Origin of the sequence: Variovorax atrisoli (assembly GCF_014195185.1) — a bacterium.
Lineage (GTDB): Bacteria > Pseudomonadota > Gammaproteobacteria > Burkholderiales > Burkholderiaceae_C > Variovorax > Variovorax atrisoli.
In genome coordinates, this window is sequence record NZ_JACIBG010000003.1 from 400,071 (window position 1) to 422,283 (window position 22,213).

Genomic DNA, 22,213 nt, shown 5'->3' on the forward strand with positions numbered 1-22,213 from the left:
GCTCTCCTATGGACATCGACATCCGCACCCTGCTCGGCCGGCTCAACCCGGAATGCAAGCGCGCCATGGAACAGGCCGCCGAGCTGTGCGTGCAGCAGACGCACTACAACGTCGACATCGAACACCTGCTGATGAAGCTGGTGGACAACGAGGCGCCCGACCTGCGCCTGGTGTTCGGCCGCTTCGGCATCCGGCCCGACACGGTGCAGGCGCAGCTGCAGAAGTCGCTCGACACCTTCAAGCGCGGCAACGGCCGCACGCCCAGCCTCGCGCCCGACTTCGCGCCGCTCTTCCAGGAAGCCTGGCTCATGAGCTCGATGTTGCTGGGCCAGCAGCATGTGCGCTCGGGCACGCTGATGCTGGCGCTGCTCGAGGTCGATCGCCTGCGCGGCCGGCTGGTCGATGCCGCGCCCGCGCTGCTGCAGATCCCGCGCGGCTCGCTGCGCGACGAACTCGCGAGCCTGCTGCAGTCGTCGCCCGAAGACGCGGCGGGTGCGGCACTGGCCGCCGCGCCGATCGCATCGGCCTCCTCCGCGCCTGCCGCGAACCAGCCCGCCGCACCGCAGCCCGCTCCCGAAGCCGGCGCGATGCAGATGCCCACCGCGCGCCGCAGCAGCTCGGCCACGCCCTCGCTCGACCAGTACACGGTCGACATGACGCAGCTCGCGCGCGACGGTGCCATCGACCCCATCCGCGGACGCGACGGCGAAATCCGCCAGATCATCGACGTGCTGCTGCGCCGCCGCCAGAACAACCCCATCCTCACCGGCGAGGCCGGCGTGGGCAAGACGGCGGTGGTCGAAGGCTTCGCGCAGCGCGTGGTGCAGGGCGACGTGCCGCCCGCGCTGCGCCAGGTGTCGGTGCGCTCGCTCGACCTCGCGCTGCTGCAGGCCGGCGCCGGCGTGAAGGGCGAGTTCGAGAACCGGCTCAAGTCGGTGATCGCCGAGGTCAAGGCCTCGCCCACGCCGGTGATCCTCTTCATCGACGAGGCGCACCAGCTCATCGGCGCGGGCGGTGCCGAGGGCCAGGGCGATGCGGCCAACCTGCTCAAGCCGGCGCTCGCGCGCGGCGAGCTGCGCACCATCGCCGCCACCACCTGGGCCGAGTACAAGAAATACGTGGAGCGCGACCCGGCGCTCGCGCGGCGCTTCCAGGTCGTGAAGGTGGAGGAGCCCAGCGAAGAGGTCGCCATCGACATGCTGCGAGGCATGGTCGAGACACTGGAGAAGCACCACGGCGTGGAGATCGTCGATGACGCGGTGCGCGAGGCCGTCAAGCTCTCGCACCGCTACATCACCGGCCGCCAGCTGCCCGACAAGGCCATCAGCGTGCTCGACACCGCCTGCGCGCGCGTGGCCATCGGGCAGAACGGGCTGCCGGCCGAACTCGAATCGACGGCGCGCGACATCGCCACGGGCGAGAGCGAACTGCGCGTGCTGCGCCACGAAGCGGCCACGGGCAGCGACCGCCAGGAGGCCATCTCGGCGCTCTCGGCGCGGCTCGATGCGCTGCGCCAGAAGCACAAGCGCCTCTCGGACAAGGTCGACGAGGAGAAGCACGCGGTGATGGAGATCGTCGCGCTGCGCCGCCGCATCGCCGAGGGCCTGCGCAGCGACGCGCCGCCGGCCGACGAGGAGAACGACCCCGCGCTGCTCACCGCTGCGCTGCGCCGTCTGGAGAAGGGCCTGGAGGCGCTGCAGAACGACGAGCCCATGGTGCCGGTGTGCGTGGACGGCGCCATGGTGGCCGAGGTCATCTCCGGCTGGACCGGCATCCCCGTCGGCAAGATGATGACCGACGAGCTGCACACGGTGCTCAACCTGAAGGAGAAGCTCGCCGAGCGCGTGGTCGGCCAGGACGACGCGCTCGACGCCATCTCGCGGCGCATTCGCACCTTCCACGCCGACCTCGACGACCCCGGCAAGCCCGTGGGCGTGTTCATGCTGGTGGGCCCGAGCGGCGTGGGCAAGACCGAGACGGCCTTCGCGCTGGCCGACCTGCTGTACGGCGGCGAGCGCAACGTCATCACGGTGAACATGTCGGAGTTCCAGGAGGCGCACACCGTCTCCAGCCTCAAGGGCGCTCCGCCCGGCTACGTGGGCTACGGGCGCGGCGGCGTGCTCACCGAGGCGGTGCGGCGCCGCCCCTACAGCGTGGTGCTGCTCGACGAGATGGAGAAGGCGCATCCCGACGTGCTGGAACTCTTCTTCCAGGTGTTCGACAAGGGCACCATGGAAGACGGCGAAGGCGTGCTGATCGACTTCAAGAACACGCTGATCCTGCTGACCTCCAACGCCGCGCAGGACGTGATCACGCAGGCCTCGCAGGGCGGGCGCAGGCCCGACCCCGACGAGCTCGTGGAGCGACTGCGCCCCGAGCTGCTCAAGCAGTTCAGCCCCGCCTTCCTGGGACGGCTGGCGCTGGTGCCCTACCACCACCTGGGCGACGGGCAGATCCGGTCCATCGTCAACCTCAAGCTGGGCAAGCTGGCACGGCGCTTCGCGCTGAATCACCACGCCGGGTTCACCTGGGACGCGCAGGTGGAAGACGCCATCACCGCGCGCTGCACCGAGGTGGACAGCGGCGCGCGCAACATCGACCACATCCTGGCGCACGCGGTGCTGCCCGAGCTGTCGCGCCAGGTGCTGGAGCGCATCTCGATGGCGGCCGCCTTCACCGGGGTGCACATGAGCGTGGGCGCCGACGGTGCCTTCGCCTTCGGCTTCGAGCCGTCGACGCTGAGCTGAGCCCGGATCGGATGAGCAAGCGATGAACATGCGCGAGGGCTTCACACAGCACGCCGCCTTCCTGACGGTGAAGACCGCGCTCGGGCCCGACGAGCTGCTGCTCGACACCTTCCAGGCCACCGAGGGGCTGTCGCAGCTCTTCGCCTGCTCGCTCACCATGCGCTCGCACGACGGCACGCTGAAGGCAGCCGACCTGATCGGCACCTCGGCCACTGTGGCGCTGCAGCGGCCCGAGAAGGAAAGCCGCTTCTTCAACGGCATCGTCTCGCGCTTCACCTACCTCGGCAGCAACCGCGACTTCGCGACCTACACGCTGGAGCTGGTGCCGCGCATGTGGCTGCTCACGCTGGGGCGCGACCGCGTGATCTACCAGAACATGAGCACGCCCGACATCGTCCAGAAGGTGCTCGGCGACTTCGGCGTGGACTTCCAGCTCCAGCTCACCGGCAGCTACACCGCGCGCGAGTACTGCGTGCGCTACGACGAGACGGCCTTCGACTTCGTCTCGCGGCTGATGGAAGAGGAAGGCATCTTCTACTTCTTCACCTTCGCCGACGGCGAGCACACGCTGGTGCTGGCCGACAGCAACTCGGCATGCCAGCCCTGCCCCCACGCCGCGAAGCTGGTGGTGCGCAGCACCGAGGAAGGCTTCGCGCACGCCCACGCCGTCACGCGCTTCGAGTCGGACGCGCGGCTGGTGACCAAGGCCCAGGAGGTCGACGACTACGACTTCCTCACGCCCGACACCAGCCTGCTGAAGAAGCAGGAGGCCGAGGCCGGGCGCGGCACCGACTACGAATACCCCTCGCGCGTGGCGATCCCGGCGGGCGAGCCGCGCGCACGCATCCGCCTGGACGAATACCGCAGCCGCAGCCAGTCGGGCCGCGGCGACAGCCACTGCCACTACCTCACGCCGGGCACCACCTTCACGCTGGAGGAGCATCCGCGCGCGGACCTCAACGCGCAGCACATGGTGCACAGCGTGCGGCACCACGCCGACATGGAGCACTACGGCAACAGCTTCGAAACCCTGCCGCCGGCCATGCCCTTCCGTCCGCCTCGCATCACGCCCCGGCCGGTGGTGGCAGGCAGCCACACGGCGCGCGTGGTGGGCCCTGCCGGCGAGGAGATCTGGACCGACCAGCACGGACGCATCAAGGTGCAGTTCCCGTGGGATCGCCTGGGCAAGAAGGACGAGAAGAGCTCCTGCTGGATCCGCGTCTCGCAGATGTGGGCCGGCGAAGGCTGGGGAGCGCTCTTCCTGCCGCGCATCGGGCAGGAGGTGGTCGTGAGCTATGTCGACGGCGACCCGGACCGTCCTCTGGTCTCGGGCAGCGTCTACAACGGCACGCACGCCACGCCGGTCGCGCTGCCGGGGTCGTCGTCGCAGAGCACCATCCGCTCGCGCTCGACCAAGGCCGGCGAGGCCGGCAACGAATTGCGCTTCGAGGACAAGAAGGGCTCCGAGGAGCTCTACATGCACGCGCAGAAGGACATGCGCGTGGAGATCGAGAACGACCTCACCACCACCGTGACGGCCGGCAACGAGCTGCACACCGTCACCAAGGGCAATCGCACCATCAAGGTAGACACCGGCAACGAGACCCACTCGGTGAAGGGCACGCGCGCGCTCGACGTCACCGGCAACGAGACGCACGACAACAAGGCCGACTTCACGCAGACGGTCACGGGCAACTACGAGCTCAAGGTGACGGGCAACCTGGTGATCGACGTGTCGGGCACGCTGCTGATCAAGTCGGCGCAGACGCTGGACCTGAAGGCCGGCACCGACCTGGGCGCCAACGCCGGCCTCAACTTCAAGGCCGAGGCCGGCGTGGCGCTCTCGGCCAAGGGCGGCGCCACACTCTCGAACGAGGCGCCTTCCATCAGCAGCAAGGCCTCGGGCATGAATTCGGTCGAAGGCGGCGGCATGGTCACGCTCAAGGGCGGGCTGGTGAAGATCAATTGAGCGACGCCATGGCAATCCCTTCCTCCCTCCCCGCCAAGGACATCGCCGCGCTGCCGGCTGCCGTCGTGCGCGAGACGCTGGACGACGCCGGCCGGACGATGGCGCGCGCCTCCTTCGTGGGCGACCTGCCGCACGGGCCCATGCAGGTCTTCTCGGCACCGGGCAAACCGGCGTTCGAGGCGTCCTACCAGGCCGGCCTGCCGCACGGGCCGATGCGTCTCTTCGACGAACGCGGCCAGATGCTGCAGGAGACGCAGCGCCTGGGCGGCCTGGCCGAAGGCATCACGCGCACCTACTACCCCACGGGCAAGCTGATGCAGACGCAGCAGCACGTGCGCGGCGTGCTGCACGGCGAGGCGGTGTCGTACGCCGAATCGGGCGACGTCACCGCGCGCCTGCCCTATGCGGCCGGCAGGCTCGAAGGCGAGGCCAGCTACTTCCACGAAGGCCGCATGCTGCGGCGCGAGCGCTACCGCGCCGGCCTGCTCGATGGCGAGGTCATCGACTACGCGCCCGGCGGCGGCGTGGCGCAGTCGTCCACCTACGCGGCCAACGTGCTGCACGGTCCGCTGCGCCGCTACTGGCCCAACGGGCAGCTGATGGAAGAAGTCGCCTACCGACAGGGCAAGCCGCACGGCATCGCGCGCCGCTTCGACCAGGCGGGCCGCGAAGTCGTGGAAGCCGCCGCGCCGCAGGGCTTCATGAAGAGCCTCGAAAAATTCGTGAGGGGGGCCTGAGCCATGGGCATGCACGTCTGCATGGGAGCCACGCTGCAGTGCAGTTTCGGCGCCGCGCCGTCCAGCCTCGTGGTGCTGCCCGCGAGCGGCGTGCTCGCCGGCGGCGCGCCGGGCGCCAACATCATGGACAACAAGCCGATCGTCAACATCCTGCCCTTCGGCACCTGCAACAGCATGTCGAACCCGTTGGTGGCCGCGGCCACCGCCGCCGCGCTCGGCGCGTTCACGCCCATGCCCTGCATCCCGGTGACGGCCGCGCCCTGGGCGCCGGGCTCGCCCACGGTGCTGGTGGGCGACATGCCCGCGCTGCAGGACAGCTCGAAGCTGGCCTGCAACTGGGGCGGCGTGATCCAGGTGGTCGCGCCGGGCCAGTTCACCTCCATGGTCCCCTGACACGAACGACGAACCCAAGAACGGCACGCCCGAACACCCATGTCCCAATACGTCTTCACGATGAGTTCCCGCATGGTCGCCATCACGGCGGCCTGCCTGGTGCTGCTGTGCGTCCTGCTGTTCCTGATGGGCATCGAGATCGGCAAGCTGCTGGCGCCCGCGCCGGTGCCGATGCCCGCCGCTGCTGCCCCGGCGCAGCAGCAGGCGCTGCCGCAATCCCCCTCCGCCGCGCCGGCCCCGGCTCCCGCGGCTCCAGCCCAATGACCCAACCGACTCCAAGCATGTCGAACAACGCACCACACCTCACGGGCATGCACAACGCGCTGCGCCGCCTCGCCCTTCCCACCCTGCTGGCACTCGCCGGCCTTTGCGCCGGCGCCAGCGCGCTCGCCGCGGGCGAACGGCCGGTGGTGCAGGGCACGCTCTCGGCACCTGCCGGGGCTGCCGTCGCGACTGCAGCGGCCGCAGCGCCAGCGGCAACGCCTGCCCCGGCAGCAGCAGCCTTCGCAGTCGAACCCGCCGCCCCCACGCCGCCCCCCGCGCTCGTGAACGGCCTGGTGCGCGTGGCAGACGGCCGCCTGCTCGCGCCGGACATCGCCCGCATCGTGAACCGCGGCGAGCTGGTGGTGGCTATGCTCAAGGTCGACACGCCGCCTTTCTTCTTCTTCGACGACGGCGGCCAGTGGACCGGCCTGGAGGTGGGCCTGGCCCAGTCGCTGGCCAAGGAGCTGGGCGTGAAGCTGCGCTTCAACCGCGAGGCCGGCACCTTCAACGCGGTGGTCGACCTGCTGGCCAGCGGCCAGGCCGACCTGGCGATCAGCAAGCTCTCGCGCACGCTGGCGCGCTCGCAGACCATCGCCTTCAGCGACGCTTACCTCACGCTGAACCACTCGCTGATCCTCAACCGCGTGAAGTTCGCGCAGCTCGCGCGCGGGCGGCCGCTGCCCGAGGTCATCCGCAACTTCGACGGCAGCATCGGCGTGATCGCCAAGTCGTCGTTCGCCGACTACGCGCGCACCAACTTCCCGCACGCCAAGGTGCAGGAGTACCCCACCTGGAACGAAGTGCTGGTGGCCGTGCACAAGGGCGAGATCGTGAGCGCCTACCGCGACGAGTTCGAGGTCAAGCGCGTGCTCAAGGCCGACCCGACCGTCTCGCTGGTGCTGCGCACCGTGACCCTGAAGGACCTGGAGGACACGCTGGGCATCGGCGTGGCCGTGACCGACACCACGCTGCTGGCCTTCGTCAACCAGTTCCTCGCGCAGCGCGCCGAGAAGCTGGACATCCAGAAGGTGCTGCAGGCACTCGACCGCTGAGCGGCACAGCACGTCCGAATCATCATGAACACCTCCAAGATCTACGCATTCGTCCTCAACCCCTGGGTCGTGATCATCAGCCTGGGCGCAGGCGTCGCCTTCGGCATGCTCGCACCGCCGCTGGCCACGCCGCTGGCCTTCGTGGGCGACATCTACGTCGACCTGCTGAAGATGATCACGCTGCCCTTCATGGTCTCGGCCGTGATCTTCAGCCTGCAGCGCCTGTTCCGCGACGGCGGCACGGCCAGCCTGCTGGGACGGGTGGCGCTCGTGTTCCTCGCGTTCTCGGCCTTCGTGGCCATCGCGGGCGCGGCCACGCTGCTGATCCTGCGTCCCGGCGAGAACCTGCCGAGCAGCACCATGCACACCTTCGGGCAGATCGTGGGCGGCGACCTCAGCGCCAGCGACACGACCATGAACCTGCGCGGCGTGGACGAGGTCAAGAAGACCGCCAGCTTCGCCGACATGCTGGTGAGCCTGGTGCCCGCCAACATCTTCTCGGCGCTGGCCAACGGCGACACACTGAAGACGCTGGTGTTCGCGCTGCTCTTCGGCCTGGCGGTGGGGCACGTGCCCACGCGCATCTCCGACGGGCTCACGCAGGCGCTGGAGACCGTCTACCACGCCTGCCAGACGCTGATGCGCTGGCTGAGCTTCCCGCTGCCGGTGGTGCTGTTCTGCATGAGCGCGGCGCAGCTGGGCAAGACCGGCATCGAGCCGCTGCGCGCGATGGGCGCCTTCGTGATCGCCTTCCTCGTCGTGTCGGCGCTGCTGCTGGCGGTGGCGGCGGTCATCATCTGGAAGCGCTCCAACGGCACGCTGGGACAGACGCTCAACGCGCTGCGCGGCCCCTTCGCGCTGGCGCTGGCCACGCGCAGCAGCGCCACCTGCATGCCGATCATGATCGAGAGCCTGGTCACGCGGCTGGGCTTCGCGCGCTCGCGCGTGGAGCTGCTGGTACCGCTGACGGTGTCGCTGCTGCGCATCGGGCCGGTCGTGTACTACGTGTGCGCCACGCTCTTCATCGCGCAGATCTACGGCCGCTCGCTCTCGCCGGTGGAGATCGGCATCGTGCTCACCTCTTCCGTGCTCGCGGGCTTCGCGTCGGCCGGCATGACGGGGCTGGTGACGGTGTCGCTGATCGGCATGACCTGCGCCTACCTGGGCCTGCCCTTCGAGGCGGCCTTCATCCTGTTCCTGGCGGTGGACCCGGTGTGCGACATGCTGCGCACGCTGGTGCTGGTCATCGGCAACACCGCCGCGGTGGCGGTGGTATGCCCGCGGCCCCTGAAGATCTGAGGAAGGCGCCTTCATGTCACGCATCGGCGTTCTAGGCGGCATGGGTCCATCGGCGACGGTGGACTTCATGGAGAAGATCATCCAGCTCACGCCCGCCACGCGCGACCAGGAGCACCTGCCGGTGATCGTGGCGAACCTGCCCCACGTGCCCGACCGTTCCAGCGCCATCCTGGGCACGGGCCCCGATCCGCTCGACGCACTGCTCGCGGGCATCGACGTGCTCAACGACGCCCATGTGGGCGTGATCGCGATCCCCTGCAACTCGTCGCACCACTGGTACGCGCAGATCGCGGCCCACAGCCGCGCGCCGGTGATCCACATCGCGCAGTCGTGCGTGGCAGCGATCGCGACGCAGTCCGACGACCGCCCGGTGCGCGTGGCAGTGCTCGCCACCCGCGGCGCATTGGCCTCGGGCTTCTACCAGCAGGCGCTGCGCGAGCGCGGCATCGACTTCCTCGTGCCCGATGCGGCCACCGGCCAGGACCATGTCGACGCCTGCATCCGCGCCGTGAAGGGGGGCGACGTGCGAGCCGGCGCGGCCGCGTTCGCGCATGCGCTGGAGGCGCTGGCCGCGACGGGCGCCACCGCGGTGATCATGGGCTGCACGGAGCTGCCCATCGCAGCACAGGCCGCACAGGCAGCGCAGGCCGCACGCGCCGCCGAGCTCACGCCGCTCACGCTGGTCGACAGCTCGCTGGAGCTGGCTCGCGCCACGGTCGCCTTCGCGCTCGACAAGGGATGGAACAAGCCGGCATGGGTTTCCTGACGCGCATGTCCCACAGCCTGCTCGCCCTGCTGGTGTGCATGGCGGCAGGCGCCGTCGCGGGCGTGTACATGCCCGCGCTGGGCGAGGTGGCGTACACGGCGGCGCAGGTCTACCTGGCGATCGTCAGCATGGCGGCCATTCCGCTGCTGGTGGTGGCGACCTTCTTCGGCCTGCGCCAGACCATGGGACTGCCCTTTCCGGGGCGGCGCATCGCGATGATCGCGGGCCTTGCGCTGCTGCTGGTGGTGAGCTGCGCCGCGACCGGTCTCGCGCTGGGCTGGGTCAACGCGCCGGGCGCGCAGCTGGACGCCGAAGCGCGCGAACACCTCGGCGAACTGGTGCAGAAGGCGGGCGACGGCGGCGACATCGAGATGCGCCTGTACGACCACGGCACGCAGGCCACGTCGATCGAGCGCCCGCGAGCCAGCGTGGTGCCCGACAACTTCTTCCGCGTGCTCGCGGAGGGACGCTCGCTGGGCATCCTCTCTTGCGCGCTGCTCTTCGGGCTGGCCTTCGCGGCGCTCGCGCGCACGCAGCACGCGGCCCTCAACCACATGTTCGAGGGCATCTACCGCACGCTCGAACTCATCATCGCGCGCGCCAACATCCTGCTGCCGGTGGTGGCCTTCGGCATGTCGGCGCACGTGCTGTCGCAGACCGACGCGGTGACGATCCGCGCCATGAGCGGCTTCCTGCTGCATTTCGTGGTGCTGGTGGCGCTGCTGGGCACCGCGGCCATCGCGGTGATCCACCGGCGCGGCAACCAGCCGCTGGCCGAGGTGCTGCAGCACCTGAAGACGCCGATGCTGGTGAGCCTGATGTCCTCGAGCAACACGGCGAGCATCCCGCACACCATCGAGGCGATGAGCGCGCGGCTGGGCTTCAGCCGCGGCATCGTCGAACTCGTGGTTCCCACGGCCTCGGTGTTCCTGCGCGCGGGCTCCGCGCTCTACTACGTGCTGGCGGCGCTGTTCGTCGCCAACCTCTACGACCGCACGCTCGGCGCGGCCGACATCGCCACCATCGGCATCGGCGCGACCATCGCGGCCTTCGCCTCGGCCGGCAACAACAGCATGACCAACGTGGGCTACGCGGGCATCGTGCTGTCGATGCTGCAGCTGCCCATCGAGGCGGCGCTGGCGCTGTTCCTGGCCATCGACCTGATCTGCGAGGGCCCGCGCAACCTGCTGACGCTGCTGGCCACCTGCGCGCTGATCTCCGTGGTGTCGGCCGGGCTGCCTTCGGAGCGCGTGGCTGCGCCGGCCGCCGAGATCAAGCCCGCGCAGCCGCTGCGCTTCGTGTTCGCGCGCGGGCACGTCGCGCTGCTCGCGGGCTGCAGCGTGCTGGCCTCGGTGCTGATCCTGCTGATGGGCATTGCCGTGGGCGTGCGGCAGGCGCAGTCGGCGGTCACGCATGCATCCCCCGCTGCGGCGAACACAGGAATTTCGCGATGAACCGGACGAAGAACCTTCTCAAGCGGATGGCGGCGCTGCTGCTCATCGTGCAGCTGGCCGCATGCGGCAGCCTCTTTCCCAAGGGCACACGGGTGAGCTGGAACGAGCTCACGCTCTCCGCCGCACCCGGCGCCAACCAGAACAGCCCGGTGGCGGTCGACGTGGTGATGGTGCTCGACGACGCGATGCTCGCGCGCGTCACCGAGCTCACGGCCGCCAAGTGGTTCGGCGCGCGCGCCGACCTGCAGAAGACCTTTCCCCAGAGCCTGTCGTACCTCTCGTGGGAGCTGGTGCCGGGACAGACGATCCGCGTGCCCGCCAGCGCCATCGGCTCGCCGCGCGTGGCGGCGGTGCTCGTCTTCGCGAACTACACCACGCCCGGTGCGAACCGCATCCGGGTGGAAGACCTCAAGGGCTCGATCGTGGCCCGTTTCGATGCCCAGAGCTTCGACGTGTCGGCCGCGTCTCGCTGAACAACACGGATTCCTTCAAGTGAACCAACAACTTCAAATCAGCCGCGCGGGAGCACGCCATGTCTGACCTGCACCGCGCCGCCCCCATCACCGACCGCGTCGAGTGGCATGAAGGCATGCTGCTGTCGCCGCAGCACTTCCAGCAGTTCTCCGCGCGCATGGACACCCTCGTGGCCTGGCAGACGCTGGCCGCAGCGCCCTTCGCGTGGGGCGTGCGCCGCCTGGTGTTCGACCAGGGCCTGCTGCCGGCCGGCCTGCTGCGCGTGCTGGCGCTCGAAGCCATCCTGCCCGATGGCACCGCGGTGCAGTTCTCGGCCGCCGACGCCGCGCACGGCGCGCTCGAACTCTCGCTCGCGCCCTATGCCGAGCGGCTGGCCAACGAGCCGCTGGACATCTACCTCACGCTGCCCGTCACCGCGCCCAACCGGCATCGCGCCGCGACCGTGCGCTTCCGCTCGGTGGCCGGCGCACCGGTGGAAGACGCAGTGTCGGACGCCGAGCCCGCGAACATCCCGCGCATGCTGCCGCGCCTCGCGCTCAGCGCCGGCGCGGTGCCGCCCGGCACGCACGTCCACCTGCGCCTGGGCCAGGTCTTCAAGGACAACGAGGTGGTGAAGCTGGGCGAGGCGCAGCCGCCGCTGCTCGAAGTGGCGCGCGACAACCCGCTGTGGACGGCCGCGTCCGCCCTGCTCGGCCAGCTGCGCGGCAAGGCCGCCTTCGTGGCGAAGCAGACGGCGGTGCCCTCCTCGCGCATCGACGACCGCCTCGCCCACCTGGAGCTGAAGGACCGGCTGCGCAGCCTGCTGTCGGGCCTGCCGCACGCGGAGGCGGTGATGCGCACGCCGCACCTGCATCCGCTGCCGATGTACTGGTCGCTGTGCGCGCTGCTGGCCTCGCTGAGCCTGCTGCGCCCCGGCGGCGTGCCGCCGGTGCCGATGGACTACGACCACGCCGACCCGTCGCGCGTGTTCCAGCCGCTGCTGCTGGCGCTGCGCGACGCGGTGTCGGACGTGAGCCAGGAGTACCGCGAGCACAAGTTCGACTTCCGCCAGGGCGCCTTCGAGACCACGCTGCAGCCGCAGTGGGTGTCGGGCGCACGCATCGTGGTGGGCCTGCGCGGGCAGTCCGACAAGGACCTGATGGCCTGGATGGACAGCGCCATCGTCGGCTCGCAGTCGGCCTACCCCTCGCTGCGCGAACGCCGCGTGCTGGGCGCGGTGCGCCGCTGCATCGAGTCGGCCGACGAGCTGGGCCTGCGCCCGGGCTCGGGCTACCTGCTCTACGCGATCCAGACCAGCCCGGGGCTGACCGTGCCCGCCGAGTTGCTGGTGATTGCCAACGCCAACGAAGGCGCCACCGTGCAGCCTCCGCAGGAAATCGTGCTGTTCATCAAGGATTGACCTGACCATGGCACGCAACCTCCCCGACCTCGCGGTCGACGACCACATCACGCGGCAGTTCCGCGCCTTCTACGACGAGATCGTGAAGGCACGCGACCGCACCGCCGAATCGCGCGAGAGCGACATCGACACCGTCGCGCAGACGCTGGCGCGACACCTGGAGAACCTGCTGGAGCTGCAGTCGCTCGAATCGCGCCGCGAGAGCTCGCGCTTCGAGCTGGAGAACGTGGCCGACGCGCGCTACCTCAAGGCCGCGCTGGCCGACGAGATCCTGCTGCACACGCCGTGGATCGGCCGCGAGCGCTGGACGGCCCACCTGCTGGAGTCATCGCTCTTTCGCACCAACATCGCGGGCGACCTGGTGTTCAGCCGCATCGAGGAGCTGCTGTCGGGGCGCGAGCCCTCCAAGCGCGACATCGCAAGGCTGTACCTCTTCGCGCTGGCGCTGGGCTTCCAGGGCAAGTACCGCGGCGCGGGCGAGGAAGCTCGCCTGCTGGGCTACCGCGAGGAGCTCTTCCAGTTCGTCTACCAGCGGCCGGCCGATTTCTCGGGCCGCGACCGCGTGGTCTCGGAGCGCGCCTACGCGAGCACGCTCTCGCACATCGCTCCGCGCAAGCTGCCCACGCTGAGCCGCTGGACGGTGCTGTTCCTGCTGGGCGTCGCCACGCTGCTGGCGGTGTCGGAGCTGCTGTGGCTGTGGCAGTCGTGGCCGGTGCGGCAGGTGCTGCAGCCGGGCGCGGTCGATGCATCGGGGGCACACCTGCGATGAACGACATGCGTCTTCACAGAATTCACCGGGGGGCGTCGCGATGCTGACCGACCAGCTCTTCCTGATTTCCATCGCGGTGCTGACGCTGGTGGTACTGCTCGTGCTCGGCATGGTGCTGTACTTCGCGGCGCGGCGCTCGCACGCCAAGCCGTCGAGCGATCCGAAGGTCGCGCGGATCCGCTTCGACTCGCTGCGCAGCTCGTTCCGCCAGGCAGTGGAGCTGATCGAGGGCAACATCGCCTCGCGCGCCGACCGCTACGGCATCCCGTGGATCATGCTGCTCAACGAGGGCGACGACCATCGGCAGCTGCCCATCGAGCAGTCGGGCGTGGCGAGCGCGCTGAGCACCGAGTCGGCCTCGGCCGCGGCCACGCAGGGCATCTCGTGGCACTTCTTCGACCGCGGCGTTGTCATCGACATCCAGGGCGCCTACCTGGGTTCGCCCGACGACGACGATGCCTCCGAGAAGCCGTGGGACGAGTTCCTCGGCATGTGCCGCGCCTACCGGCCGCAGCGGCCCTTCGATTCGGTGGTCATCACCATACCGGCGGCCCTGCTGCTGGACGACAGCACCGACGGGCGGCTCGAGCTCTCCAAGCGCGCCAAGCTCGCGCACCGCCGCCTGTGGCTCGCGCAGAACCGCTTCGCGATGCGCTTCGCGGTGTACGTTCTGGTGACCGGCGCGGAGCAGCTCGAAGGCTTCAGCGCCTTCGCGAGCGCCCTGCCGGAGCCGCTGCGCGCGAGCATGCTGGGCTGGTCTTCGCCCTACGACCTCTCGACCACCTACCAGCCGGCGTGGGTCGACGAGGCGGTGGGTACCGTGGTGCGCTCGGTGTCGGACGTGTCGGCCGAGCTCTTCGCCACCGGCACAGAGCCCCAGGGCGCCGGCGCGCAGCTGCTGCTGCCTTCGCGCATCGAGGCGCTGCGCGGCCAGCTGCAGCTGTACGTCGACGAGCTGATGCGCCCCAGTGCGTACCACGAGCCCTTCTTCTTCCGCGGCATCTACCTCACGGGCGACAGCGGCGAATCGGCGCAGACGGTGGCGGCCATCGACGCCCAGCACGATGCCTACGGCCACAAGGACCTGGAGCCCGTCGGCGGCGACCTGATCGCGCAGCTGATGCGCCAGCCGGCCTTCCTGCGCGACCTGTTCGAGAAGAAGATCTTCCTGGAATACGGCCTCACGCGGCCTTCGCGCACGCAGACGCTCACGCGCCCCGTGCTGCACCGCGCGCTGCGCTGGACGGCGGTGATCTTCCTGGGCGGCTGGGGCATCGGCCTGATCGTGGCTGCCTGGCAGCTGCACCGGCACAACGCGACTCTGGTGCCGGCGCTTGCGCAGCTGCAGCACGACGCGCAGTACCGCATGCGCGCGCTGCAGCGCGGCGAGACCATTCCGACCGCCTGGTACCGCAACAAGGCGCTCTCGCTGCTGGCCATGAACGAACGGTTGCGCACCGACGGCACGTATTCCTTCTTCATGCCCGGCTCCTGGCAGCCATTCGACGACCTGAACGAGCGCGTGATCGAACGCATCGAGCGCGAGTTCGGCGACATCGCCGTGAGCACGCTGCGGCGCGAGCTGATGGCGCGCGTGAGCCAGTTGAGCGGCGTCGAACAGGACGAAGCCACCGGTGAATTCATCGTGGGCGCGAGCTGCGGCCTGCCGCCGAGCTTCAGGACCATCGGCGACGCGCCGCGCAAGAACGGCCTGCTGGTGGAAGACCAGCCCGAGTTCGGTGCGCTGCAGCGCTACCTGGGCTCGGTCGAGCAGCTCGATGCCGCGCTGCAGGCGGTGGAGCGGCTCCGCCAGCCGGCCACCGGCAACGCGGAAGATCTTCGCGTGGCCGTGCGCTACGCGCTGGGCGCGGAACTGCCGGCCGACCTGAGCCGCAACCTGCGCTACTTCCGCCAGGCCGCCGAAGGCAATGCGCTGGCCATTCCGCTGGCCCCGGTGCAGTCGGCGCTGCGCTGCGCGCTCGACAAGGGCACGGCGCAGCTCGATGCGCGGCTCTTCGTCAACAACGAGCTGCTGGTGTCGGAGCAGTCGCTCGCGCGGCTGCTGCCTTCGCTCGCGAGCACCGGCACCTTCACGCGCACCACGGCCAGCTTCCGCGAGGTGATCGCGGCCATCAAGGACCAGGAGGACCTGGTCGCCTCCGGCAAGGGCGGCTGGATGCGCCAGCCGGTGCTGGTGCTCGGCCCTTCCTACGACCGCACGATCGCGCGCATCGAGCAGAACCGGCTGCTGGGGCTCGAATCGGCAGAGGCGGTGAGAAACCGCGCGCAGGATGCATTCCAGAAGTTCCGCGTCGAGTTCAACCTGCGCTTCGGCGGCGCCCAGCCCGGCCTGGTGTGGCAGGACAAGGACGGCCGCTTCGCGCTGGCGCCCGAGCGCATCGCCCTGCGCGACGCCCTCACTTCGCTGCTGGCGCAGCCCTTCATGGCGCCCGCGCGCGACCGCGAACTGCCTGGCGGCGGCACCCGCACACTGGCCGTGTGGGACCTGCCGCGGCTCGACCAGGCGCTGGCCGTGGGCGACATCCGCAAGCGCTACATGAGCGAAGGCATGCAGGCCTTTCCGGCCACGCTGCGCCCGGGCATCGAGGGTGCGCTCAACGCGCACTTCGCGCAGCTGGTGGTCGACCAGGTGGCCGATGCCGCCAACGGCATGGGCGACGGCGGCCGCTCCGTCGACACCCAGGCGACCGCCTACGAGGCCTCGCGCCAGCGCCTCGTGAAGATCCAGGCGCTGCTGTACGAACTGGGCGCGGGCTCGCGCGCCGAAGACCTGCGCGCGATGATCTCGCGCGACGCGATGCAGCGGCTGGAAGCGGTCGACGAAGCCTTCAACCAGTCGGAGCTCTACGCCATGCGCGGGCGCGACTTCCAGTCCTGGCGCGGCGAGCGCGGGCCGATGCTGGCGGCCTTCGGCGTCTCGGACGTGGGCTCGCTCGCGGCCTACCTGGGCCAGCAGTTCAACCGCGTGGAAACGCTGGGCAAGCTGGCCGACAGCTACATCGCCGCGCTCGACGGCGTGGGCGCAGGCTCGGTGCTCGCGCAGCGCTGGCAGGCGATCAACCGCGACCTCGAGCGCTACCGGCTGAAGAACCCGAACAGCAGCCTGCTGCTGCTCGAACAGTTCCTGGGCACCACCGGCGCCGAGATCGACCGCGAGACCTGCGGCGCGAAGCTGGCCGGCAAGGCGCCGGCCACGCGCATCGGCGACTACTTCGCCGACCGCCACCAGCAGATCTACAGCGCACTGCTCGCGCGCTGCCAGGAGCTCCAGTTCGGCGACCAGCAGGAGCTGTGGACGCAGTTCGCCACCCGCTTCAATCGCTCGCTGGCGGGCCGGCATCCGTTCGGCCCGACGACGGGGCGCGCCTTCGAGCTCGCCGACCCGGCGGACGTGAACGACCTGCTGCGTGCGTTCGATCCGCTGTCGCGCGCGCTCAAGGAGAACCGCGGTGCGGACACCGGCGCGCGCAACGCCGGCATACCCGGCGCCGGCGCACGCCGCTTCGCCGAGCAGTTCGCACGCTCGCGAGACTTCCTGCAGCCGCTTTTCCCCACTGAGGAAGGCGCCGCCCCCGGCTACGACCTGAGCGTGGACTTCCGCGCGAACACCATGGCCGAGATCGAGGGCAACAAGATCATCGACTGGTCCTTCGAAGTGGGCGACCAGGTGCTGAGGCTGCGCGATGCGCCGCGCACGCTGCGCTGGGAATACGGCATGCCGGTGGCGCTGGTGCTGCGCATCGCGAAGGACTCGCCGCTGATGGCGCGCGCCGACCCGCAGCAGCATGCGCTGATCACCGACGGCCAGACCGTGAGCTTCCGCTTCGCCGACCCGTGGGCGCTGTTCACGCTGGCGCAGCGGCAGCGCGAAGGCGATCCGGCACAGCGGCCCGATGGCCGCTCGCAGCTGCTGAAGTTCGAGTTTCCGCTGGTGGCCCTGTCGGCCGGCGACGCTGCCCAGGCGCCCGACGGAGGACGCGCGCGCGTGTTCCTGCGCGTCGCCGCCAGCCCCGCCGGCAAGAAGAACGCCCTGATCTGGCCCACCGCGTTTCCCACGCGCGCTCCCGAATGGAACATGCCCTGATGGCCGCACTACTCGCTCCCCTGCACATCGCCGAGGCCGGCAGCGGCTTCGCGCCCGATCTCTCGGCCTTCCTCGCGCCGCTGGAAGACACACTCGACGGCCCCGCGGGGCCCTCGCTTCGCTACGACACGGTATATGCCCGCATCCGCGAGGCACGCTCGGAGGAAGACGCCAGCCTGCCAATGGGCGAATGGACCCGCCCGCTCAAGAAGGCCGACTGGCGCGCCGCCGAAACGCTGTGCACCGAAGTGCTCCTGCGCCGCAGCAAGGACCTGCAGGTAGCCGCATGGTTGGCCGAGGCATGGACGCACCGCCACGGCATCGACGGGCTGATCGCCGGCGCCCGCCTGCTCGAAGGCCTGGCGCGCGGCTTCTGGGACGACGCGCATCCGCGCATCGGCGAGGACGGCGACTCCGACATGCGCGCCGCCACCTTCGTGTGGATCAACGACACCCTCGCCCAGGTCCTGCTGATGCGCGTGCCCCTGCTGGCATGGCCCGACTTCTCGCCTCCCTTCATCAACCTGGCCGACTGGCAGCGCGCGCTGAGCAGCGAGTACGGCTCGGGCGCCGCAGCCGCCGCAGGCAACGCGAGGTCCAAGGTAAAGGAAGTGGCCGAGGAGCCGAGCGCGCAGACGGTGTCGCGCCAGGACATCCTCGAACGCGCGGCGCGCGACCTGCATGCGCTGGCGGCGCTCGATGACCGGGTGGCGCTGGTCGCAGACATCTGGGATGAGCTGACGCTGGTCCTCGATGAAAGGCTGGGCACAGACGCGCCGAGCCTTTCGAAAGTCACCGAGATGCTGGCTCGGATGCGGCAGGCGCTGCGAAGTCTCCTGCAGGATCGCGATCCTCGCGATGAGCAAAAGGTCGTGGCGGCGCAGGAGCCGGTCGGCTGGACGGTGGAGGTGCCTGCAATCGCCACAACCTCTATGGATGACGATGACATGAGCCAAACCACTTCCCCTCCTCTTTTGCCCGCCTCCTCCGAGGGCCCGATACCGACTGCGGCTCGCGGACGTATCGGCAGCCGCGCCGAGGCCTACCAACTGCTGGAGCTGGCCGCGGCTTATCTAATGCGCGAGGAGCCGCACAGCCCGACGCCTTACCTGGTGAACCGGGCCGTGGCCTGGGGCCGCATGCCGTTGCCGCAGCTCATGCAGGAAGTGCTTCGTGAGGACGGGGACCTGAATCGCTATTTCTCGATCATCGGCGTCAGGCCGGATGCATAGGGGTGGCGACGACGAGACCATCCTGAAGCAGAACTCCCCCCAAAGCAAGAGAGGTAAGGCATGCCATTCAAGAGCGTTCACGTTGAAGAGGTACTCGTCCAGGGCGCGCACATGAGCGGCGACCGCAACTCCATCGCTACGGCCCTCAAGCTGAAAGCGAAGCTGGGAGTGCTGGTCCTCTACAGCCCTTCCCTGCGTGCCCAGGGCCTGGAATTGGAGAACTTCTACAAGTCCATCGTGGGACCCAATCGCGTAGCTTCCCTTCAGATCGTTCATTCGTCCGACCCCTCTCTCGCAGCGGGGGAAAAATGCATGAAAGACGTCTACCGTCTGGTCAGCAGCAGAGATTTCAAGAATCTCCCGAGCTTCATGAGGACGACGATTCCAAGTCCGATCCGGATCTGCTCCGCAACTTTCGGTACGGGCGTCATCGCAGATGCCTTCGCACGCAATGCGCGAACGACCCGGGAGAGCACGCGCGAACTCTGGCGGCTGGACAAGGTTCCGAAGAAAGCAGGTACGGGCGTCATAGACAAGCGACCGGCAGTCCGGAAGTTCCTGTTGGATCGCGGCTTTCTTCAGAAACGGGCCTACGTCTTTCTGTTTGCGAAGGAAGGACCGAGGAGGGCCGAGAAAGCCCATCACTTCACCTCGATCCTGACGTGGCGCCTGCTGCAGGAAGAGATAGCTCGATCGTCTTCCGTCATCCCTGTGGCTGCCGGTGACAAGATCGGCCTGCGCACGTTGCCAACCCTCGCCGAGTTCTGGAAGGACGCCGACTGGACGAAGTTGTGGTCGGACGTCACCATCGATCCACGATCCGCACAACTCGGTCTTTGGTGCCTTTTGGCGGAGGAGTGCACAGGTCTGTCGATCATCGGCATGCGCAGCGGGATGATCGAAGTTCCGGCCCTCCTTGGAATCCGCACGCTCTACCTCGAGGAGAAGTTCAACCAGCAGGCCGAGCGCATGGCCAAGTGGATCGGCAAGGTGCCTGGCTTCGAGCGCCAGATCGTGGACAAGCCTGCCGGCATCAAGCAACAGCTGTACTGGAAGTCCGAAAGCCTCAAGCGCTACATGCCAAACGCGGTGTCCAACCACGCAAAGAACAACGGAGCCCATTTGACGGGCATGGTTCAAGGCTTCCGGCTCGGACGACCATTCAGAGGTCAGACGAGATTCACCCCCGCGCCGGTTCTGGACGAGCCCCAGCGCAAGCCGATCGAAGCGCTGACTCCGCCGCAACCGACCTTCCTGGCAAACACCCGGTTGCCGGCCCCAATAGATGCCACAAACCTGCAGCTCGCAAAGTCGGAATTCGATCGAATCGTGAACTGGGCCAAGGCCACACCGACTCCTCTAGGCGCGACAACGAACGTGCACGGCTCGATACAGGGTTCGCTGGTCGCGGTGGTCAAGGAAGAGGTCGTCGATCAAGGATCGAAGGACTCTCGCTCATCCGACAGCCATTGACGAAGAAGTGCCAGTGCCCGCGATCCGCTCTGCCTTATGGAGCCTTCGCCTGGACTTTCAAGCTTCCTTTCCCGAGCATCCAATCCAACCGAAATGGCCACTTCCTCCACGCCCCTCTTCAATGCCCTCGCCAGCGCCAAGTTCACCCACAAGTACGAAGTCGTATGGGCCGAGCTGTCCGGCGCCGAGTTCAACACCAGGACAAAAGCCTGGCTCAAACTGCTCGGCAAGGTGATCGGCGGGCCCTCCAGCAAGGAGCGAAAGGCGCTCGCGCAGGAGTTCCTGCAGTTCCTCTACGTCTACAAGCAGATGCTGGAGAAGCTCACGCAGGGCACGCACTCGCCGGAGCCCGCGCTGGTGCTGCAGAAGATGAACGACTTCAACGCCGAGTACAAGCGGCAGTTCGGCAGCCTGCTGGACATGCCCATCCTGCGCCTGCCCAGCGAGCTCGCCTCGGTCGCCGACAAGATGGCAGTGAACACGGTGCGCCGCGACCTCATCGTGCGCAAGAAGCAGTTGCTCAAGTTCTGGATGGACGGCCTGCGCAACGGCTCGGAGTACATGGAGGACGTGTCGCTCTCGCTGCAGTACATGGGCAACAACGAGCCCGCCAAGGTGCGCCTGTTCCTCGACGTGCTGTGCAAGGACCTCACGAAGATCAGGTTCGCCGATCCGCGGCCCTGGCTGCAGACCAGCGGCAAGGTCGAGACCGGCCTCATGCGCGGCGGCGAGAACGGCAGGTTCGGCAAGGTGACCTGGACCGACGAGGAGTTCAAGAAGGCGGTGAAGGCCGAGGCCTCGGTCGGCTACGGCGTGCGCGCCACGGGCGAGTGCGTGATCGAGATCACCGGGCTGCGCGCGGAGTTCAAGGCCGACGCGTTCGCCGGCGGCTCCGCATCCGTCGAGGCCGAAGCAAGCTACGAGCGCGGCAAGGGCGTGACGGCCAAGGCGAGCGTCGAGGCGATGGTCGGCGTAAAGATCAAGCTCGACGCGAAGATCGACGTGTCCGACATCTTCCTGATCGAGGCCAGCGCCGAGGCCTTCGCGGGCGCCATGGCCAAGGCCGAGGTCGAGTTCAACGCCACCGTCGACGGCGTGAAGTTCAAGGTAGGGGCCGAGGCCTTCGCCGGCGCGCGCGTCACGGGCGAGGCATCGCTCTCGGTTCGCATGTGCGGCTACGACATAGTGAAGGGCACGGCCAAGGGCTCGCTCTCGGCCGGCGTGGGCGCATCGTTCTCGCTGGAGTTCGAGTCCTCGGCCTTCGGCGGCTCCAAGCTCGGCATCGAGGCCGACGTGACGCTGGGCGTGGGTGCCGGCGGCGGCGGCGAGTTCACCGTCTACCAGGACAACATCGGCCGCGCGTTCAACTCGCTCTTCTACAGCGCCTACCTCACGCTGCTGGGACAGTCGAAGGAGCGCGACACCTGGCGCACCTACTTCCGCGACCTGGAAGACAACCAGATCCTCTTCGAGCGGGCCGACAAGATCATCGACGAGGCGCTGACCGGCTGCTACATCGAATACCAGACGAACTTCACGCAGCTGCAGGCCTGGAAGCAGATGGAGGCGCTGTCCTGCTTCAAGGCGAACAAGCCGATTGCGGATGTGATTGCGCTCTAGGCGCCGCCCTACCCCAGCGCGTCATTCACCTGCTCCCTGAACTCGCTCAGGCTCACCGCCGCGCCGATCTCCCTCGGCAGCGCGTCGCGCACCGAGAACACGCCCAGCACCTTCGCGCCCGCCACCAGCGGCAGGTGGCGAAAGCCTCGCTCCAGCATCAGCACCACCGCGTCGGAGACCAGCGTCTCGGGCGGCACGCAGATCGGGTTGGGGGTCATCACGTCGCGCACTGCCGTGCCGTCGGGGTCGAGCCCCTTGGCTAGCACGCGGGTCATGAGGTCGCGCTCCGTCAATATGCCCAGCAGCGTGTCGGGCAGCTCCATGACGAGCACGCTGCCGCAGTTGGCGCGCGTCATCGCGCAGGCTGCGTCGCGCACGGTGGCCTGCGGTGCCAGGCTGAGCACGTGCTTGCGCGAGATCGATTGAAAAACGGTGCGCTCGGCCATGATGCGCCCTCCGT

At 68.8% G+C, this 22,213-nt stretch carries 17 protein-coding genes; 16 read left to right on the forward strand and 1 reads right to left on the reverse strand.

All coding sequences use genetic code 11. The annotated features are described in order from the left end of the window. Positions 1 to 8 precede the first annotated feature (8 nt). The 16 genes from tssH to FHY06_RS13115 all read left to right on the forward strand — a co-directional run bounded on the left by tssH (position 9) and on the right by FHY06_RS13115 (position 21,753). On the forward strand, positions 9 to 2,747 hold the full coding sequence (tssH, locus tag FHY06_RS13040) for a type VI secretion system ATPase TssH (protein WP_184605395.1): 2,739 nt from the start codon (positions 9 to 11) through the stop codon (positions 2,745 to 2,747). Between the two features lie 22 nt (positions 2,748 to 2,769). Continuing rightward, complete coding sequence (locus FHY06_RS13045; protein ID WP_311733687.1) at positions 2,770 to 4,716, forward strand: type VI secretion system Vgr family protein; 1,947 nt, start codon at positions 2,770 to 2,772, stop codon at positions 4,714 to 4,716. A gap of 8 nt (positions 4,717 to 4,724) precedes the next feature. After that, positions 4,725 to 5,453, forward strand: a complete 729-nt coding sequence (locus tag FHY06_RS13050) for a toxin-antitoxin system YwqK family antitoxin (protein ID WP_184605396.1) — start codon at positions 4,725 to 4,727, stop codon at positions 5,451 to 5,453. Between the two features lie 3 nt (positions 5,454 to 5,456). Further along, positions 5,457 to 5,846, forward strand: coding sequence for a DUF4280 domain-containing protein (locus FHY06_RS13055; protein WP_184605397.1), 390 nt, complete (start codon positions 5,457 to 5,459; stop codon positions 5,844 to 5,846). A gap of 39 nt (positions 5,847 to 5,885) precedes the next feature. Next, complete coding sequence (locus FHY06_RS13060; protein ID WP_026346389.1) at positions 5,886 to 6,110, forward strand: hypothetical protein; 225 nt, start codon at positions 5,886 to 5,888, stop codon at positions 6,108 to 6,110. 17 nt (positions 6,111 to 6,127) lie between these two features. Then, positions 6,128 to 7,162 (forward strand): ABC transporter substrate-binding protein, encoded by a 1,035-nt coding sequence (locus FHY06_RS13065; protein ID WP_184605398.1) that lies wholly within the window; start codon positions 6,128 to 6,130, stop codon positions 7,160 to 7,162. Between the two features lie 24 nt (positions 7,163 to 7,186). Then, on the forward strand, positions 7,187 to 8,461 hold the full coding sequence (locus FHY06_RS13070; protein ID WP_126185496.1) for a dicarboxylate/amino acid:cation symporter: 1,275 nt from the start codon (positions 7,187 to 7,189) through the stop codon (positions 8,459 to 8,461). Between the two features lie 13 nt (positions 8,462 to 8,474). After that, positions 8,475 to 9,227 carry a cysteate racemase gene (gene cuyB / locus FHY06_RS13075; protein ID WP_184605399.1) on the forward strand — a complete coding sequence of 251 codons (753 nt, stop codon included), beginning with the start codon at positions 8,475 to 8,477 and terminating at the stop codon, positions 9,225 to 9,227. Further along, a complete protein-coding gene (locus FHY06_RS13080) occupies positions 9,215 to 10,681 on the forward strand; it encodes a dicarboxylate/amino acid:cation symporter (RefSeq protein WP_184605400.1) in 1,467 nt (488 codons plus the stop codon). The genes cuyB and FHY06_RS13080 overlap by 13 nt, the downstream gene beginning before the upstream one ends. Beyond that, complete coding sequence (locus FHY06_RS13085; RefSeq protein WP_145760732.1) at positions 10,678 to 11,154, forward strand: hypothetical protein; 477 nt, start codon at positions 10,678 to 10,680, stop codon at positions 11,152 to 11,154. The genes FHY06_RS13080 and FHY06_RS13085 overlap by 4 nt, the downstream gene beginning before the upstream one ends. Before the next feature lie 59 nt (positions 11,155 to 11,213). After that, positions 11,214 to 12,554, forward strand: coding sequence for a type VI secretion system baseplate subunit TssK (gene tssK, locus FHY06_RS13090; protein WP_184605401.1), 1,341 nt, complete (start codon positions 11,214 to 11,216; stop codon positions 12,552 to 12,554). Between the two features lie 7 nt (positions 12,555 to 12,561). Next, positions 12,562 to 13,323 (forward strand): DotU family type IV/VI secretion system protein, encoded by a 762-nt coding sequence (locus tag FHY06_RS13095; protein ID WP_019654810.1) that lies wholly within the window; start codon positions 12,562 to 12,564, stop codon positions 13,321 to 13,323. A 40-nt stretch (positions 13,324 to 13,363) separates the two neighbouring features. Then, a complete protein-coding gene (locus tag FHY06_RS13100) occupies positions 13,364 to 17,428 on the forward strand; it encodes a type VI secretion system protein (RefSeq protein ID WP_184605402.1) in 4,065 nt (1,354 codons plus the stop codon). Beyond that, positions 17,428 to 18,660 (forward strand): type VI secretion system protein TssA, encoded by a 1,233-nt coding sequence (gene tssA, locus FHY06_RS13105; RefSeq protein WP_165940835.1) that lies wholly within the window; start codon positions 17,428 to 17,430, stop codon positions 18,658 to 18,660. Before FHY06_RS13100 ends, tssA begins: the two co-directional genes overlap by 1 nt. Before the next feature lie 60 nt (positions 18,661 to 18,720). Further along, positions 18,721 to 20,133, forward strand: a complete 1,413-nt coding sequence (locus tag FHY06_RS13110) for a hypothetical protein (protein ID WP_132797481.1) — start codon at positions 18,721 to 18,723, stop codon at positions 20,131 to 20,133. Positions 20,134 to 20,226: 93 nt separating this feature from the next. Continuing rightward, positions 20,227 to 21,753, forward strand: coding sequence for a hypothetical protein (locus FHY06_RS13115; protein ID WP_184605403.1), 1,527 nt, complete (start codon positions 20,227 to 20,229; stop codon positions 21,751 to 21,753). Between the two features lie 8 nt (positions 21,754 to 21,761). On the opposite strand, the gene FHY06_RS13120 is transcribed toward FHY06_RS13115, so the two are convergent. Beyond that, positions 21,762 to 22,199 (reverse strand): CBS domain-containing protein, encoded by a 438-nt coding sequence (locus FHY06_RS13120; RefSeq protein WP_019654805.1) that lies wholly within the window; start codon positions 22,197 to 22,199, stop codon positions 21,762 to 21,764. Positions 22,200 to 22,213 lie beyond the last annotated feature (14 nt).